Source organism: Pseudomonas extremorientalis (genome assembly GCF_024584605.1).
In the GTDB taxonomy this organism is placed as follows: domain Bacteria; phylum Pseudomonadota; class Gammaproteobacteria; order Pseudomonadales; family Pseudomonadaceae; genus Aquipseudomonas; species Aquipseudomonas extremorientalis.
Map to the genome: position 1 here is coordinate 3,957,525 of NZ_CP089519.1, position 14,165 is coordinate 3,971,689.

Annotated in this window: 14 protein-coding genes; 5 read left to right on the top strand and 9 right to left on the bottom strand. The window is 60.8% G+C overall.

The genetic code is table 11. The features are described 5' to 3' along the window. Positions 1-115: 115 nt before the first annotated feature. Positions 116-574: an HIT family protein gene (locus LUU92_RS17720; RefSeq protein ID WP_071492044.1), complete on the bottom strand. Its 459-nt coding sequence runs from the start codon at positions 572-574 to the stop codon at positions 116-118. 112 nt (positions 575-686) lie between these two features. Here LUU92_RS17720 and LUU92_RS17725 point away from each other — a divergent pair, with 112 nt between their 5' ends. Continuing rightward, positions 687-1,016 carry a winged helix-turn-helix transcriptional regulator gene (locus tag LUU92_RS17725; RefSeq protein ID WP_257102408.1) on the top strand — a complete coding sequence of 110 codons (330 nt, stop codon included), beginning with the start codon at positions 687-689 and terminating at the stop codon, positions 1,014-1,016. Here the strand turns inward: LUU92_RS17725 and LUU92_RS17730 are convergent. Together LUU92_RS17730 and lepB are read right to left on the bottom strand one after the other, a co-directional pair. Next, the gene (locus tag LUU92_RS17730) at positions 1,013-1,795 is read right to left on the bottom strand and encodes an SDR family oxidoreductase (protein ID WP_071491964.1); all 783 of its coding nucleotides are present in this window, start codon (positions 1,793-1,795) and stop codon (positions 1,013-1,015) included. The genes LUU92_RS17725 and LUU92_RS17730 overlap by 4 nt on opposite strands. 180 nt (positions 1,796-1,975) lie before the next feature. Beyond that, a complete protein-coding gene (lepB, locus tag LUU92_RS17735; RefSeq protein WP_071491965.1) occupies positions 1,976-2,644 on the bottom strand; it encodes a signal peptidase I in 669 nt (222 codons plus the stop codon). 111 nt (positions 2,645-2,755) lie between these two features. Here lepB and LUU92_RS17740 point away from each other — a divergent pair, with 111 nt between their 5' ends. After that, on the top strand, positions 2,756-3,304 hold the full coding sequence (locus tag LUU92_RS17740; RefSeq protein WP_257102409.1) for a dihydrofolate reductase family protein: 549 nt from the start codon (positions 2,756-2,758) through the stop codon (positions 3,302-3,304). A 240-nt stretch (positions 3,305-3,544) separates the two neighbouring features. Here LUU92_RS17740 and cysS read toward each other — a convergent pair whose 3' ends face one another. Together cysS and LUU92_RS17750 are read right to left on the bottom strand one after the other, a co-directional pair. Beyond that, the gene (cysS, locus tag LUU92_RS17745; RefSeq protein WP_071491972.1) at positions 3,545-4,933 is read right to left on the bottom strand and encodes a cysteine--tRNA ligase; all 1,389 of its coding nucleotides are present in this window, start codon (positions 4,931-4,933) and stop codon (positions 3,545-3,547) included. A gap of 19 nt (positions 4,934-4,952) precedes the next feature. Continuing rightward, positions 4,953-6,653, bottom strand: a complete 1,701-nt coding sequence (locus tag LUU92_RS17750) for a glutamine--tRNA ligase/YqeY domain fusion protein (RefSeq protein ID WP_071491973.1) — start codon at positions 6,651-6,653, stop codon at positions 4,953-4,955. 239 nt (positions 6,654-6,892) lie between these two features. Between LUU92_RS17750 and LUU92_RS17755 the strand changes: the two genes are divergently transcribed. Both LUU92_RS17755 and lpxH read left to right on the top strand, forming a co-directional pair. After that, a complete protein-coding gene (locus LUU92_RS17755; protein ID WP_010209496.1) occupies positions 6,893-7,396 on the top strand; it encodes a peptidylprolyl isomerase in 504 nt (167 codons plus the stop codon). Then, positions 7,393-8,142, top strand: coding sequence for a UDP-2,3-diacylglucosamine diphosphatase (gene lpxH, locus LUU92_RS17760; RefSeq protein ID WP_071491974.1), 750 nt, complete (start codon positions 7,393-7,395; stop codon positions 8,140-8,142). Before LUU92_RS17755 ends, lpxH begins: the two co-directional genes overlap by 4 nt. A gap of 171 nt (positions 8,143-8,313) precedes the next feature. Here the strand turns inward: lpxH and LUU92_RS17765 are convergent, their stop codons facing one another. From LUU92_RS17765 to LUU92_RS17780, 4 genes are read right to left on the bottom strand one after another with little or no spacing between them, the layout of a single operon-like run. Then, positions 8,314-9,843 carry a DHA2 family efflux MFS transporter permease subunit gene (locus LUU92_RS17765; RefSeq protein ID WP_058423856.1) on the bottom strand — a complete coding sequence of 510 codons (1,530 nt, stop codon included), beginning with the start codon at positions 9,841-9,843 and terminating at the stop codon, positions 8,314-8,316. Then, a complete protein-coding gene (locus LUU92_RS17770) occupies positions 9,843-11,042 on the bottom strand; it encodes an HlyD family secretion protein (protein WP_071491975.1) in 1,200 nt (399 codons plus the stop codon). Before LUU92_RS17770 ends, LUU92_RS17765 begins: the two co-directional genes overlap by 1 nt. Before the next feature lie 15 nt (positions 11,043-11,057). Next, a complete protein-coding gene (locus LUU92_RS17775) occupies positions 11,058-12,509 on the bottom strand; it encodes an efflux transporter outer membrane subunit (protein ID WP_257102410.1) in 1,452 nt (483 codons plus the stop codon). Next, the gene (locus tag LUU92_RS17780; RefSeq protein WP_071491977.1) at positions 12,506-12,979 is read right to left on the bottom strand and encodes a MarR family winged helix-turn-helix transcriptional regulator; all 474 of its coding nucleotides are present in this window, start codon (positions 12,977-12,979) and stop codon (positions 12,506-12,508) included. The genes LUU92_RS17775 and LUU92_RS17780 overlap by 4 nt, the downstream gene beginning before the upstream one ends. Before the next feature lie 543 nt (positions 12,980-13,522). Between LUU92_RS17780 and LUU92_RS17785 the strand changes: the two genes are divergently transcribed. Beyond that, positions 13,523-14,128 (top strand): fimbrial protein, encoded by a 606-nt coding sequence (locus tag LUU92_RS17785; protein ID WP_257102411.1) that lies wholly within the window; start codon positions 13,523-13,525, stop codon positions 14,126-14,128. Positions 14,129-14,165: the final 37 nt, after the last annotated feature.

The window sequence follows — 14,165 nt, forward strand, 5'->3', positions numbered from 1 at the left end:
AACACGGTCAGAACTGTGGGAGGGGGCTTGCCCCCGATAGCGGTGGGTCAGCTACAGATATACTGGCTGACACACTGCCATCGGGGGCAAGCCCCCTCCCACATTTTGAACTGTGTCAGGCGAAAGATCGGATTCTGGTCGCCAGTTCAGCCAATTCGGCATCATCCGCCCGCACATGGTCATGGGACGAGATATAGCCTTCATACGCCTCGAAGAACTTGTCCACCTTCGAACTCAGCGGCTTGAAGGTACTGTCGCCGCCGGTTCCATGCATGGGAAACAGCTTCGCATGTAGGTGATCCACGCCATACCCTTCCAAGATCATCCCGGTGCGCGCCACATCGGGAAACGCACGGTCGATCTGAAGCGCGGTTTTCTTCGCTGCAACGGCAAGCCCGGCCAACACCTCATCCGACTGCGCAAACGCATAGCTGCCGTAGTGCTGCTTGGGGATTACCACGCTGAAACCCGGTGTATTGGGAAAGATCGAAAGAAACGCCATATGCTGGTCGTCTTCCCACAGAATATGCGCTGGGGAGGTCTTTTGAACAATGCTGCAGAAGATACAATCCATTTGAATCACCGCTGGTTTGATCGTGGGTTTGGTCGTGTCGACCATCTAAAGCCAGGCTGCAGCGGACGTCAAAACAAATGGCAACTTTCCGAAATGTCCTAGGACGTATGCGATGAGTAAAACCTACACCCCTGCCACCGCCGCCGCCGACGTCGAAACCACGCTCGCCTGGCTTGGCGGGCGCTGGAAGCTGATCATTCTATTCCACCTGTTCGGCGGCCAGGTGCAGCGTTATTCCGACCTTGAGCGACTGATCCCGGATATCTCGCAAAAGATGCTCGCCCAGCAATTGCGCCAGCTCGAAGCCGATGGCCTGGTACAACGCACGGTCTACCCAGTGGTGCCGCCCAAAGTGGAATACCGTATGAGCGAGTGGGGGCAGAGCCTGTGCCCGGTACTGGATGGCCTGCTCAAATGGCAGGCCGCCAAACCGACGAATTAGACCGTAGGGACGGTGCCGCCATCGATCACGTACTCGGTGCCGCTGATCGACGCGGCGCGGGGCGAGACCAGGAAGGCGATCAAGTCAGCCACCTCCTGGGGCTTGGCCGGCCGTCCAAGCGGAATACCGCCGAGCGCCTGCATGATGATCTGCTTGCCCCCCTCGTAGTCCGTTCCCGCCTGCTCCGCCAGGCGCTCCGCCAGTGCTACCGCCGCGTCCGTCTCCACCCAGCCCGGCGAAACCCGCACCACCCGAATACCCTTGGGCGTGACTTCTTTCGACAGGCTCTTGCTGTAGGTCGCCAATGCTGCCTTTGCAGCGGCATACGCCGTGGTCGACTCCGGCAACGGCAACTCCCGCTGGATAGACGTGACATGAATAATCACCCCGGTGCCGCGCGCGAGCATCCCAGGCAGAAGCGCCCGATCCACCCGCACTGCCGCCATCAGGTTCTGGCCCAGGGCATTCGCCCACTGCTCATCATCGAGCACCGCAAAACCACCGCCGGGCGCGCTTGAGCCCCCGAGCACATTGACGATGATATCGACGCCGCCAAGCCGAGCCTTCACCGCCTCAGTAGCACTCGCACAACCGGCGGCAGTGCCTAGGTCGGCAGCGATGAAATGCACGCCTTCGGGCGTCGAATCCGCCGCCGAACGCGCGACCGAAATCACCTGGGCGCCTTGTTCACGCAACACCGCCACCACGGCGGCGCCGATACCTTTGGTGCCACCGGTGACCAGCGCACGAAGGCCTTTTAGTCCGAGATCAAAGCTCATGGAACCTACTCCTGGATAAACGAAGACCGCAGGATAGGAACCGGGCGGACAGCCCACAAGAACGCACGAAAAGGTAATGGGCTAACCCAAAAGTTAGTGTCTGGATTCAGGGGCCCTCGTAATACACCCAACTGTAGGAGCCGGCTTGCCAGCTCCTAAAAGGGTAATGGGGGCTCGTCCTTACAGGATCGGCGCGCCAAACCTGTTCAGGCGTGGCATCCAGTGATCCAGGATCTGCGCCGATGCCAGCACATGGTGCGCGCGCCCGATCAACAGCCGACGCGGCACAACGCCGATATACCGTGAGTCATCGCTGTTATCGCGATTGTCCCCCAGCATGAAGTAACTGCCGGCCGGCACCACCACCGGCCCGAAATTGCGCAGTGCCCGCACCGTCGGCATGAACTGCACCGTGCGCTGACGGTTGGCCGCCCGTTCGGTCAGCTTGATTCCTGGCACCGTATGGCCGGGCAGGATGGGTTCGCTGATGTCCTGCGCGTCACTGTAGGTGGCAGGCACGCCGTTGACCCACAACACCTCATCTTTCATTTCCAGGGTGTCACCGGGAATGCCGACGATGCGCTTGATCAGACGCATGCCATCCTTGGGCGACGAGAACGTCACCACATCACCGCGCCGGGGGTTATCGAGCTTGACCAGGGAAATGTCCGTGAGCGGCAGCTTGAGGTCGTAGGCCACTCGGTTCACCAACACTACATCGCCCTCCAGCAAGGTCGGGCGCATGGAGCCGGAGGGAATGGGATTCCAGTCCGCCAGTGAGGTACGGAAAACGCCGAAGCACAACCAGAAAATGATTGCGTAACGGTAACGGATCAACCAACTTCGCATACATCCTCGCACGGCAGACAGGGGCATCAGGGTTGTTTCCCAGACGCCCGGTTGTTACACGCGAGGATTAAATCAACATTAGCGTCCAAGCGCACAAAAGGAGTTTGCGCCATGCCTATCAAATGTTCAGTGTTTATCGCCGCCAGCGTCGACGGCTTCATCGCCCGCCCGGACGGCGATATCGACTGGTTGCACCGGCCGGAGTATGAAACCGCCGAGTTGAACGGCGTGACTTATGAAGGCTTTGTCGCCACGGTGGATGCGCTGGTGATGGGACGCAAGACCCTGGAGAAGGTGTTGTCCTTTGCGGAGTGGCCCTATGAGGGTATCCCGGTGATTGCGCTGTCTCGCCAGCAGTTGCAGATTCCGACACATCTGGAGGGCAAGATCGAGGTCATGGCGGGAGACCTGACCACACTGGTGGCAATGTTAGCCGAGCGCGGTATGAAGCACCTTTATATCGACGGTGGCCAGACGATCCAGGCGTTTCTTGAAGCGGGCCTGATCGAGGAGTTGATCATCACACGCATACCAGTGTTGCTGGGCAAAGGCGTTTGTTTGTTCAGCCAGATGGGCAGCGAGCAAGAACTTCGTCATCTCGGCACGTATGTATCGGACAATGGATTTGTGCAGAGCCGCTATGAAGTATCGCTGTCGTAGCAATTGCAAAGCCAGCGTGCAATGGAGGTGGGCGAATCGATATATGGCAGACACTCTGTTATCGCGACATAGGTATCAGCACAACTTTCAATATCGCGCGTAACTGTGGCAAGCCCGCTCGCCACAGGGCGCTCATCACCCGCCCTGCCAGCTACCACAGTCGATCGAGTAAGCCGTTAAACGGATGTGCAAAAAAACGCCCCGAACCAGTCGGGGCGTTTTTCATTCAGCGTTTACCAATCAAGCCTGATCAGCCAACCGCCACGTCGTCCCACCCTTCCCGTCTTCCAACACCACGCCCATGGCGGTGAGTTGGTCGCGGAGTCGGTCGGATTCCGCCCAGTCCTTGTTGGCACGTGCAGTCAAACGCGCCTGTATCAGCGCATCCACTTGCGCCGCATCCACGCGCCCTTCGGCACCGGCTTGCAGGAAATCCTCAGGCTTCATTTGCAGAACCCCCAGCACGCTGGCCAGTTCTTTCAAGCGCGCCGCCAGACCCGCCGCGGCGTCGAGATCGCTCTCACGCAAACGGTTGATCTCGCGCACCATTTCGAACAGCACCGCGCAGGCTTCCGGGGTGCCGAAGTCGTCGTTCATCACTTCGGTGAAGCGTGCGACGAAGGCTTCGCCGCCGGCCGGCGCCACGGCCGGCAGGCCTTTCAACGCGTGGTAGAACCGCTCCAGGGCGCCCTTGGCGTCCTTGAGGTTGTCTTCCGAGTAGTTGATGGCGCTGCGGTAGTGGCTCGACACCAGCAGGTAACGCACCACTTCCGGGTGGTACTTTTCCAGCACGTCGCGGATGGTGAAGAAGTTGTTCAAGGACTTGGACATCTTCTCGCCATTGATGCGGATCATGCCGCAGTGCATCCAGGCGTTCGCGTAGGTCTTGCCGGTGGCGGCTTCGCTCTGGGCGATTTCGTTTTCATGGTGCGGGAACTCGAGGTCGCTGCCGCCGCCATGAATGTCGAAGGTCTCGCCCAGGCAGCAGGTGGACATCACCGAGCATTCGATGTGCCAGCCCGGACGCCCGGCGCCCCATGGCGACTCCCAGCTCGGCTCGCCGGGCTTGGTGGCTTTCCACAGCACGAAATCCAGCGGGTCTTGCTTGGCTTCGTCGACTTCGATGCGGGCGCCGATGCGCAGGTCTTCGATTTTCTTGCGCGACAGCTTGCCGTAGCCCATGAACTTGGCGACGCGGTAGTACACGTCGCCGTTGCCTGGGGCGTAGGCATAACCCTTGTCGATCAGGGTCTGGATCATCGCGTGCATGCCCGGGATGTGGTCCGTGGCACGCGGTTCCATGTCCGGCTTGAGGATGTTGAGGCGGGCCTCGTCCTCGTGCATCGCGGCGATCATGCGCTCGGTCAGCGCGTCGAACGACTCGCCATTTTCGTTGGCGCGGTTGATGATCTTGTCGTCGATGTCGGTGATGTTGCGCACATAGGTCAGGTCATAGCCGCTGAAACGCAACCAGCGGGTCACCAGGTCGAAGGCAACCATGCTGCGGCCGTGGCCGATGTGGCAGTAGTCGTACACGGTCATGCCGCACACGTACATGCGCACCTTGTTGCCATCCAGCGGCTTGAAGACTTCTTTGGTCTTGCTGAGTGTGTTGTAGATCGTTAGCACGACAGTTCCTTAAACAGAATCACTGGCCCCACGAATCACGCAAGGTCACGGTACGGTTGAATACCGGCTGACCAGGTTTCGAGTCCTTGATATCCGCGCAGAAGTAACCTTCGCGCTCGAACTGGAAACGGTCTTCCGGCTGTGCTTCGCCCAACGAGGGTTCGGCACGACAACCCGTAAGTACTTGCAGGGAGTCAGGGTTGATGTTGTCGAGGAAACTGGCGCTGTCTTCAGCCTTTTCAGGGTTTGGTGAGCGGAACAGGCGATCGTACAGACGCACTTCGCACTCGATGCTGGCCGCCGCCGGCACCCAGTGGATCACGCCCTTGACCTTGCGGCCTTCGGGGTTCTTGCCCAGTGTTTCCGGGTCGTAGGAGCAACGCAGTTCGACGATGTTGCCATCGGCGTCCTTGATTGCTTCGTCGGCACGGATCACGTAGCTGCCGCGCAGGCGCACTTCGCCGTTCGGCTCCAGGCGCTTGTAGCCCTTTGGCGGCTCTTCCATGAAGTCATCGCGGTCGATATAGATTTCACGGGCGAACGGCAGCTTGCGCACGCCGAGTTCTTCTTTTTGCGGATGACGCGGCAGTTCAAGGTGGTCGACCTTGTCTTCCGGGTAGTTGGTGATCACGACCTTCAACGGGCGCAGCACGCACATGGCACGTGGGGCGTTGGCGTCGAGGTCCTGGCGGATGCTGAACTCGAGCATGCCGTAGTCGACCACGCCGTCGGAACGGTTGGTGCCGACCATCTCGCAGAAGTTGCGGATCGATGCCGGGGTGTAGCCGCGACGGCGGAAACCCGAGAGCGTCGACATGCGCGGGTCGTCCCAGCCGTTGACGTGCTTTTCATCGACCAGTTGCTTGAGCTTGCGCTTGCTGGTGATGGTGTAGTTCAGGTTCAGGCGGCTGAACTCGTACTGACGCGGGTGCGCCGGCACCGGCAGGCTGTCGAGGAACCATTCGTACAGCGGGCGATGGCTTTCGAACTCCAGGGTGCAGATCGAGTGGGTAATACCTTCGATGGCGTCCGACTGGCCGTGGGTGAAGTCGTAGTTCGGGTAGATGCACCACTTGTCGCCCGTCTGGTGGTGATGGGCGTGGCGGATGCGGTACATGATCGGGTCGCGCAGGTTCATGTTCGGCGAGGCCATGTCGATCTTGGCGCGCAGTACGCGGGCGCCGTCCGGGAACTCACCGGCGCGCATGCGGGCGAACCAGTCAAGGTTCTCTTCTACCGAACGGTCGCGGAACGGGCTGTTCTTGCCCGGCTCGGTCAGGGTGCCACGGTATTCCTTGGCCTGCTCCGGGGTCAGGTCGTCGACGTAGGCCTTGCCGGCCTTGATCAGCTCGACGGCCCAATCGTGCAGTTGGTCGAAGTACTGCGAGGCATAGCGCACTTCACCGGACCATTCGAAACCCAGCCACTTCACGTCGCTTTCAATCGCGTCGATGTATTCCTGGTCTTCCTTGGCCGGGTTGGTGTCGTCGAAACGCAGGTGCGTGACGCCACCGAATTCCTGGGCCAGGCCGAAGTTCACACAGATCGACTTGGCGTGACCGATGTGCAGGTAGCCGTTGGGCTCTGGCGGGAAGCGGGTGACGATCTGCGTGTGCTTGCCCGAATCCAGGTCCGCCTGGATGATCGGGCGCAGGAAATTGACCGGGACGGCAGGTCCGGCCTTGGAATTCGAGGTAGGGTCGACAGTGGGCTTGCTCATAGGATCCTTGAACAGACAAGTACGTGGCCGGGCTAGGCCGACAAAACAAAGGGCTTATCATAGCTGATGCTGTCAAGCCGCTGACAGGGTTGCGGTGCATTTAACGCACCAGTGGTAAAAAACCACCTCGAAATTCCTGCAGGTCACGCTAAACTGCGCGCCTTGGCCGCAGTTTCGCCATACCGGTCGTGGTGCCCCGGGCACCCAAACCCACGAATTCCCTGAAAAGAGTAGCCAACATGACTCAAGTCAAACTGACCACCAACCACGGTGACATCGTCATCGAGCTCAACGCCGAGAAAGCGCCGATCACCGTCGCCAACTTCATCGAGTACGTGAACGCCGGCCACTACGAAAACACCGTTTTCCACCGTGTCATCGGCAACTTCATGATCCAGGGCGGCGGTTTCGAGCCTGGCATGAAAGAAAAGAAAGACAAGCGCCCAAGCATCCAGAACGAAGCGGACAACGGCCTTTCCAACGACAAGTACACCGTCGCCATGGCCCGTACCATGGAGCCGCATTCGGCCTCCGCGCAGTTTTTCATCAACGTGGCCGACAACGCCTTCCTGAACCACAGCGGCAAGAACGTGCAGGGCTGGGGCTACGCTGTATTCGGTAAAGTCACCGAAGGCCAGGACGTCGTCGACAAGATCAAAGGCGTGCAGACCACCGGTAAAGCCGGTCACCAGGACGTTCCGGTAGAAGACGTGATCGTCGAGAAAGCCGAGATCGTTGGGTGATATTGCTGATTTCAGATTTGCATCTGATCGATACGCGCCCGGACATCACCCGGGCGTTTCTGGATCTGCTCCACGGCCGCGCCCGTGGCGCCCAGGCGTTGTACATTCTGGGGGACTTCTTCGAAGCCTGGATTGGCGACGATGGGATGACACCGTTTCAGCGCTCCATTTGCGCAGCCTTGCGCGAACTGAGCGACAGCGGCACTCCGATTTTCATCATGCACGGCAATCGCGATTTCCTGATCGGCAAGGCGTTCTGCAAAGCCGCAGGCGCCACCTTGCTCAAGGACCCGAGTGTCGTGCAGCTCCATGGCGAGCCCGTGCTGTTGATGCACGGCGACAGTCTCTGCACCCGCGACGTCGGCTATATGAAGCTGCGGCGCATCCTGCGTAACCCGATCGTGCTGTTTATCCTGCGCCACCTTCCTTTGAGCACCCGCCATAAGCTGGCGCGCAAGCTGCGCAGTGAAAGCCGGGCGCAGACGCGCATGAAAGCCAACGACATTGTGGATGTGACGCCCGAGGAAGTGCCGCGGGTGATGCAGCAGTTCGGCGTGCGCACCCTGGTCCACGGCCACACCCACCGCCCCGCCATTCACAAGTTGCAGATTGGCGACCAGGCCGCCAAGCGCATTGTGCTGGGGGATTGGGACAAGCAGGGCTGGGCGCTGCAGGTGGATGAGCAAGGGTTTCAGTTGGCGGCGTTTGACTTCGTCAATCCGCAATTGGCGTTGCCCGGCGCCTGAACCTCAGACACCACAAATCCAATGTGAACAAAGATCCAAATGTGGGAGGGGCGGTGCGACGATTCGACTTGCCCCCGATGGCGGCGGCACACTCAACATATTTGTTGGCTGAACCACTGCTATCGGGGGCAAGCCCCCTCCCACATTGAATTGTATTTCAACCTTTACTGATCAGTGGCCTGAGGCTTCCGGCCCTGCCTTGGCGCCAAACGGCGGCTTGGCCAGCCACACCAGCAGCATCAACCCCATGAACATCCACCCCAGCAACGTGAAGTAATCCACGGTGGACATCATGTATGCCTGGCTGGTGAGGATCTGGTCCAGCTGCGTATAGGCCTTCTGCCCTGCCCCACCGAGCGCCTGCAAGGCATCGCGGGTCGCCGAGTCGTAGGTGGTCATGTTCTCGCTCATGTAGGCATGGTGCTGGTCCGCCCGACGAATCCAGATCCAGGTGGTCAGCGAGGCCGCGAAGCTGCCGCCCAGGGTGCGCAGGAACGTGGCCAGGCCCGCGCCGTCGGCAATCTGGTGCGGCGGCAGGTCGGACATCAATATGCTCAAGGTCGGCATGAAGAACAGCGCCACGCCAATCCCCATGAACAGCTGCACCAGGGCGATGTGCTGGAAGTCCACCTCATTGGTGAAACCTGCGCGCATGAAGCAGCTCAAGCCAATCGCCAGGAAGGCCAGGCCCGCCAGCAGGCGCAGGTCGAACTTGTGCGCGTACTTGCCCACGAACGGCGACATCAGCACCGGCAAAATACCGATCGGCGCCACCGCCAGCCCGGCCCAGGTCGCGGTGTAGCCCATCTGGGTCTGCAACCATTGCGGCAGGATCAGGTTGATGCCGAAGAAGCCTGCGTACCCCAGGATCAATACGATGGTGCCGATGCGGAAGTTGCGGTAGGCAAACAGCTTCAGGTTGACCACCGGGTGTTTGTCGGTGAGTTCCCAGATGATGAACACCGCCAGGGCAATCACCGAAATCGCCGCGCCCACGATAATGAAGTTGGATTCGAACCAGTCCAGGTCATTGCCCTTGTCGAGAATGATCTGCAAGGCGCCCACGCCGACGATCAAGCTCAGCAACCCGACGTAGTCCATCGGCTGATAACTGGTCTGCACCGGACGTTTCTTCAACTGCGAACGCACCACCATCACCGCAAAGATACCGATGGGCACGTTGATGAAGAAGATCCACGGCCAGCTGTAGCTGTCGGTGATCCAGCCGCCGAGGATCGGCCCGGCAATCGGCGCCACCACCGTGACCATCGCCAGCAACGCCAGGGCCATGCCGCGCCTCGCCGGCGGGTAGACGGCGATCAGCAGCGTCTGGGTCATCGGGTACAACGGCCCGGCCACCAGGCCTTGTATGACGCGAAAAGCGATCAGCTCGGGCATCGACGTGGAAATACCACACAGGAACGACGCCAGCACGAACAGCATCGTCGCCCACAAGAACAGCTTGACCTCGCCAAACCGCCGGCTCAGCCAGCCGGTGAGCGGCAAGGCAATCGCGTTGCTCACCGCAAACGAGGTGATGACCCAGGTGCCCTGCTCCGAACTCACGCCCAGGTTGCCGGAAATGGTCGGCAACGCCACGTTGGCGATGGTGGTGTCGAGCACCTGCATGAAGGTCGCCAGCGACAGGCCAATGGTGGCCATCAACAGGCTGGGTGGCGTGAAGGAGGCGTTATTGCTCATCAGCGTTGCACAGCCTTGGGCGCGGCGAGGCTGTTGTCATGGATCAACTGGGTGATCATGGCGTCGGCCTCGGCGAGTTGGCGGTCATACACGTTGGTGCTGAACGAGGCCTTCTGCGGCGCCTGTTGCGCCAGTACCGGGCCGCTCTGGTCATGCAGGTCGACCTTGACCAGGGTGCTCAAGCCCACGCGCAGCGGGTGCTTGGCCAGTTCTTCGGCATTGATGTGGATACGCACCGGCACCCGTTGCACGATCTTGATCCAGTTACCCGTGGCGTTCTGCGCCGGCAGCAGGGCAAACGCGCTGCCGGTACCGGCGCCGAGGCTGTCGATGGTGCCGCTGAATTTCACGTCGCTGCCGTAGATGTCCGACTCGATGTCCACCGGCTGGCCGATGCGCATGTCACGCAGTTGGGTTTCCTTGAAGTTGGCGTCGATCCACAGCTGGTTCAGCGGGATCACCGCCATCAATGCGGTGCCCGGTTGTACGCGCTGGCCCAGTTGTACGGTGCGCTTGGCCACATAGCCGGTGACCGGTGCGATCAAGGTGCTGCGCGCATTGGTCAGGTAGGCCTGGCGCAGTTGCGCGGCGGCGGCCTGCACATCCGGGTGAGAACTGATCACCGTGTCATCCACCAACGCATTGGTGGTTTTCAGTTGTTGCTCAAGGTTGGTCAGGGCGTTTTTGGCCGCAGTGAGGCTGTCACGGGCATGGGACAGCTCCTCCTGGGAAATCGCCCCGCCCTGGGCCAGGGTTTTACGACGATTGAAGTTGTCCTGGGCGGTCTGCACGTCGGCTTTCTGCGCATTGACCTGGGCCTTCATGCCGTCGACGTTGCTGTACAGGCCGCGCACCTGGCGCACGGTGCGGGCCAGGTTGGCCTGGGCACTTTGCAGGCCGACGGCGGCGTCGTTCGGGTCGAAGTTGATCAGCACCTGGCCCTCGTGGACCAGGTCGCCATCGTCGGCGCCGATGCTGACCACGGTGCCGGTGACCAGCGGGGTGATTTCCACCACGTTGCCGTTCACGTAGGCGTCGTCGGTGCTTTCGCTGAAGCGGCCGTACAGCTCATACCAGCCCCATACGCCGACCACGGCGAGGATGACGATCAGCGCCAGGCCGATCAGCATCACCTTGCGTTTGCGTGGGTTGTTGTCTTTGGGTTGTTCGGTTGCATTGGTGTTTTCGGCAGTGGCCATGACAAATACCTCAAATTATTCCGTGCGTGTGGCGGGGGTGGTCGCTGCCACGTTGTCGGCGCTGTAGCCGCCGCCCAGGGCCTGCATCAGTTGAATCGACAGATCGATCTGCGCGGCATTCAGGGTTGCCAGCTGACGCTGGGCCTGCAGCAGTTGCTGCTCGATGCTGAGCACATCCAGGTAGTTACCGATCCCGGAGCTGTAGCGCTGCACCCCGGTGTCGTAGGACTGCTGGGCAATGTCCGCGGCATGTTGCTGGGCCTGGATCTGCCGGCCGGTGTCGCGCAGTTGCGAAAGGGTGTTGCCGATATCGCCCAGGGCTTGCACCAGGGTTTTGTTGTACTGCGCCACCGCCAGGTCGTAGTCGGCGTCGCGGGCATCGAGGTCGGCACGCAGGCGGCCGCCGTCGAAGATCGGCAGCGAGATCGTCGGCGCAATGTTGAAGAAGCGGCTGGCCGACCCGAACATCGCATCCCCCAGCAACGACTCGGCCCCGGCGCTCGCGCTCAGGTTGAGGTTGGGGTAGAAGCGCGTCTTGCTGGCATCGATATTCCGGCCCGCCGATTCGACCCGCCAGCGCGCGGCGATCAAGTCCGGGCGCCGGCCCAGCAGCTCGGCCGGCAGTACCGAGGGCACGGCCACCGCGCTGGGTTTCAGCACGTTGGGCCGGGCCAGTTCACTGCCACGGTCCGGGCCTTTGCCAAGCAATACGGCCAGGGCGATCTTGGCGCTTTGCAACTGTTTTTCCGCGTCGATCAGTTGCGACTGGGCGCTGGCTTCCAGGCTTTCGGTCTGCTGGTACTGGTACTGGCTGTCGATGCCCGAATTCAGCCGGCGTTTGCCCAGGTCAAGCATCTGCCGGGTACGCTTGAGGTCATCGTTGGCCAGGTCGCGCACGATATGGGCCTGGCCCAGGTCGCTGTAGGCCTTGGCGACGTTGGCCGCCAGGGTCAGGCGCGCGGCCTGCTGGTCGACCTGGGCAGCACGCGCCTCACCCAACGCGGCTTCCCAGGCCGCACGCTGGCCGCCCCAGAGGTCGAAGGTGTAATTGAAGCTGGCGCCGATATTGCGCACCGTCGAATAGGCATCGCCCTGCCCGCGTGGGTCCTGGTCCTTGGCCAGGCGAGAGCGGGTCACACCGGCGCTGGCATCCAGGGTCGGCATGCGCGCTGCGTCGGCAGCGTAGGCGGCGGCTTCGGCCTGGTGGGCACGGGCGCTGGCCACTTGCATGTCCGGGCTGTTTTGCAGGGCTTCCTGGATCAGGCCGTCGAGTTGCGGGTCACCGAGGCTTTTCCACCAGTCAGCGGTCGGCCAGGCAGCGCTCGACAAGGTCACGCCGCTCGAGGTTTTACCGGTTTGCAATGTGCTGGCGTCGAGGCGTTTGCCTTGGGTGTCGAGGCCGCTGTAGTTGGCGCAACCGGCCATGCTCATGGCCACCAGCACCAGGCTGAGTGCACGTGTGTTCATTGATTACCTACCCGCTGGATGACGATGGCGTCACCGGCAGCTACCAGAATTTTCTTGAGGATCCGCTCCAGGGTCTGCAGCTCGCCGGGCTCCAGTGCGCCGGCCAATTCGTTCATCGACTGGGCACCGATGTGCGGCAGCATGTCCGCCAGGCGCTGGCCGTCCTCGGTCAGCACCAGCCGCACCTGGCGCCGGTCCTGCTCGGAACGCTGGCGTGCCAGTAGGCCTTTCTGCTCCAGGCGGTCGAGCATGCGGGTCATGGAACCGCTGTCCAGGGACAGGTTGCGGCACAGCTCCGCCGGGGTATCCACGTCGAACTGGGCGATGATAATCAACACCTTGAACTGCGCGGCGGTCACGCCGTACGGCTCCATATGGGTGTCGATAATGCGGTCCTTGAGCAGCGCCGCCCGGCCCAGGAGCAGGCCGAGGTGGCAGTTGCGAAAGCTGTCAGGGGTGAAGTGGGGCATCGGAAGTCACCTTATTACTGCCTAGGCAGTGAATGTATGACAAGATGTTACTGCTTAGGCAGCGAATGTCAAATGGAATTATTAGCTTGCTTGGTAATGGGCGGATGAATGGCGGGGTTCTAAGGATTGCCTGATGGGGTGTGACGCCTTCGCTGAGTACTCTGAGTAGCCTTTTGACCAGTCGACCCCCTCCTTCCCATGACTTCCTTAAAACAGTTTGCTTGCCTCGCGGTCGTCACACTGGCGGGCGCATCAGCCGCCTCTGCGGCTAATTGCACAGCCACCGTCAACACCAATGAAACCCTTAATTTCGGCGCAAGTCTGTCCAGCGGCAGCCTGACAGTTCCCGCTGATACTCCCGACGGCACCGTGATTTACCAAGACACGGTGCAATCGGGTCAGAACAGCTGGAAATGCACAGGTTCCTCCCAATACGGCATCGTGATAAACCCTGCGTTAGGCTCGGTCACCAGCGGCTCGACCTACCCTATCGGCAAGACAGGCCTTTCGTTCCGCGTCTGGATCGACAGCCTGGATTACTATATGGCTGCACCTGCTTCCCTTAAGCCGAGTAGTTACGGCATCCCCCCAGGCTCGGTACGCCTGGAAATCGTCAAGTCAGGCCCGCTGTCTCCACAGGTCAAGGTCGCTGCCGGCAACCTGGGCAACTTGCAATCTGACGATCTGATCATCAGCAAGTACAACCTCACCAACCCCTTGGTGCTGAACGCTGCCTCCTGCCAGACCCCTTCCGTGCCCGTCGCCATGGGCGACGACTATCAGCTCTGGGAGTTTCGCGACGCAGGCGCAACCCCTCGCACCATTCGCTTCGACATCGGCTTGAACCAGTGCCAGACCGGTATCAATAAAGTGACCTATTCGCTCAAGGCCACCACGCCCATCGTCGACGCGGCAAAAGGTGTCGTCGCGCTCAACGGCGGCTCCACCGCCAAAGGCATCGGCCTGCAATTGATGGATGATGCCGGGCAACCTATTGCGTTTGATACCACCTACTCCTTCAGCGGTTTCACCACCACAGGCACCAATTTCAAGATTCCCTTGTCGGCCTCGTATTACCGCTTGCCCACCGGCAACGTCGAAGCCGGCAGCGCCAACACCGAAGTCACCTTTATCGTGAACTACCTGTAGCAAACTAAGGATCGTCTGATTTTTCCTACATACGGCC

What these genes read in the sequence shown, in the direction of transcription:
- LUU92_RS17750 (WP_071491973.1), bottom strand. Translation starts at nt 6,653, where the DNA reads ATGAGCAAGCCCACTGTCGACCCTACCTCGAATTCCAAGGCCGGACCT.
- LUU92_RS17740 (WP_257102409.1), top strand. Translation starts at nt 2,756, where the DNA reads ATGCCTATCAAATGTTCAGTGTTTATCGCCGCCAGCGTCGACGGCTTC.
- LUU92_RS17755 (WP_010209496.1), top strand. Translation starts at nt 6,893, where the DNA reads ATGACTCAAGTCAAACTGACCACCAACCACGGTGACATCGTCATCGAG.
- LUU92_RS17765 (WP_058423856.1), bottom strand. Translation starts at nt 9,843, where the DNA reads ATGAGCAATAACGCCTCCTTCACGCCACCCAGCCTGTTGATGGCCACC.
- LUU92_RS17785 (WP_257102411.1), top strand. Translation starts at nt 13,523, where the DNA reads ATGGCTGCACCTGCTTCCCTTAAGCCGAGTAGTTACGGCATCCCCCCA.
- lepB (WP_071491965.1), bottom strand. Translation starts at nt 2,644, where the DNA reads ATGCGAAGTTGGTTGATCCGTTACCGTTACGCAATCATTTTCTGGTTG.
- LUU92_RS17730 (WP_071491964.1), bottom strand. Translation starts at nt 1,795, where the DNA reads ATGAGCTTTGATCTCGGACTAAAAGGCCTTCGTGCGCTGGTCACCGGT.
- LUU92_RS17780 (WP_071491977.1), bottom strand. Translation starts at nt 12,979, where the DNA reads ATGCCCCACTTCACCCCTGACAGCTTTCGCAACTGCCACCTCGGCCTG.
- LUU92_RS17770 (WP_071491975.1), bottom strand. Translation starts at nt 11,042, where the DNA reads ATGGCCACTGCCGAAAACACCAATGCAACCGAACAACCCAAAGACAAC.
- LUU92_RS17725 (WP_257102408.1), top strand. Translation starts at nt 687, where the DNA reads ATGAGTAAAACCTACACCCCTGCCACCGCCGCCGCCGACGTCGAAACC.
- LUU92_RS17775 (WP_257102410.1), bottom strand. Translation starts at nt 12,509, where the DNA reads ATGAACACACGTGCACTCAGCCTGGTGCTGGTGGCCATGAGCATGGCC.
- LUU92_RS17720 (WP_071492044.1), bottom strand. Translation starts at nt 574, where the DNA reads ATGGATTGTATCTTCTGCAGCATTGTTCAAAAGACCTCCCCAGCGCAT.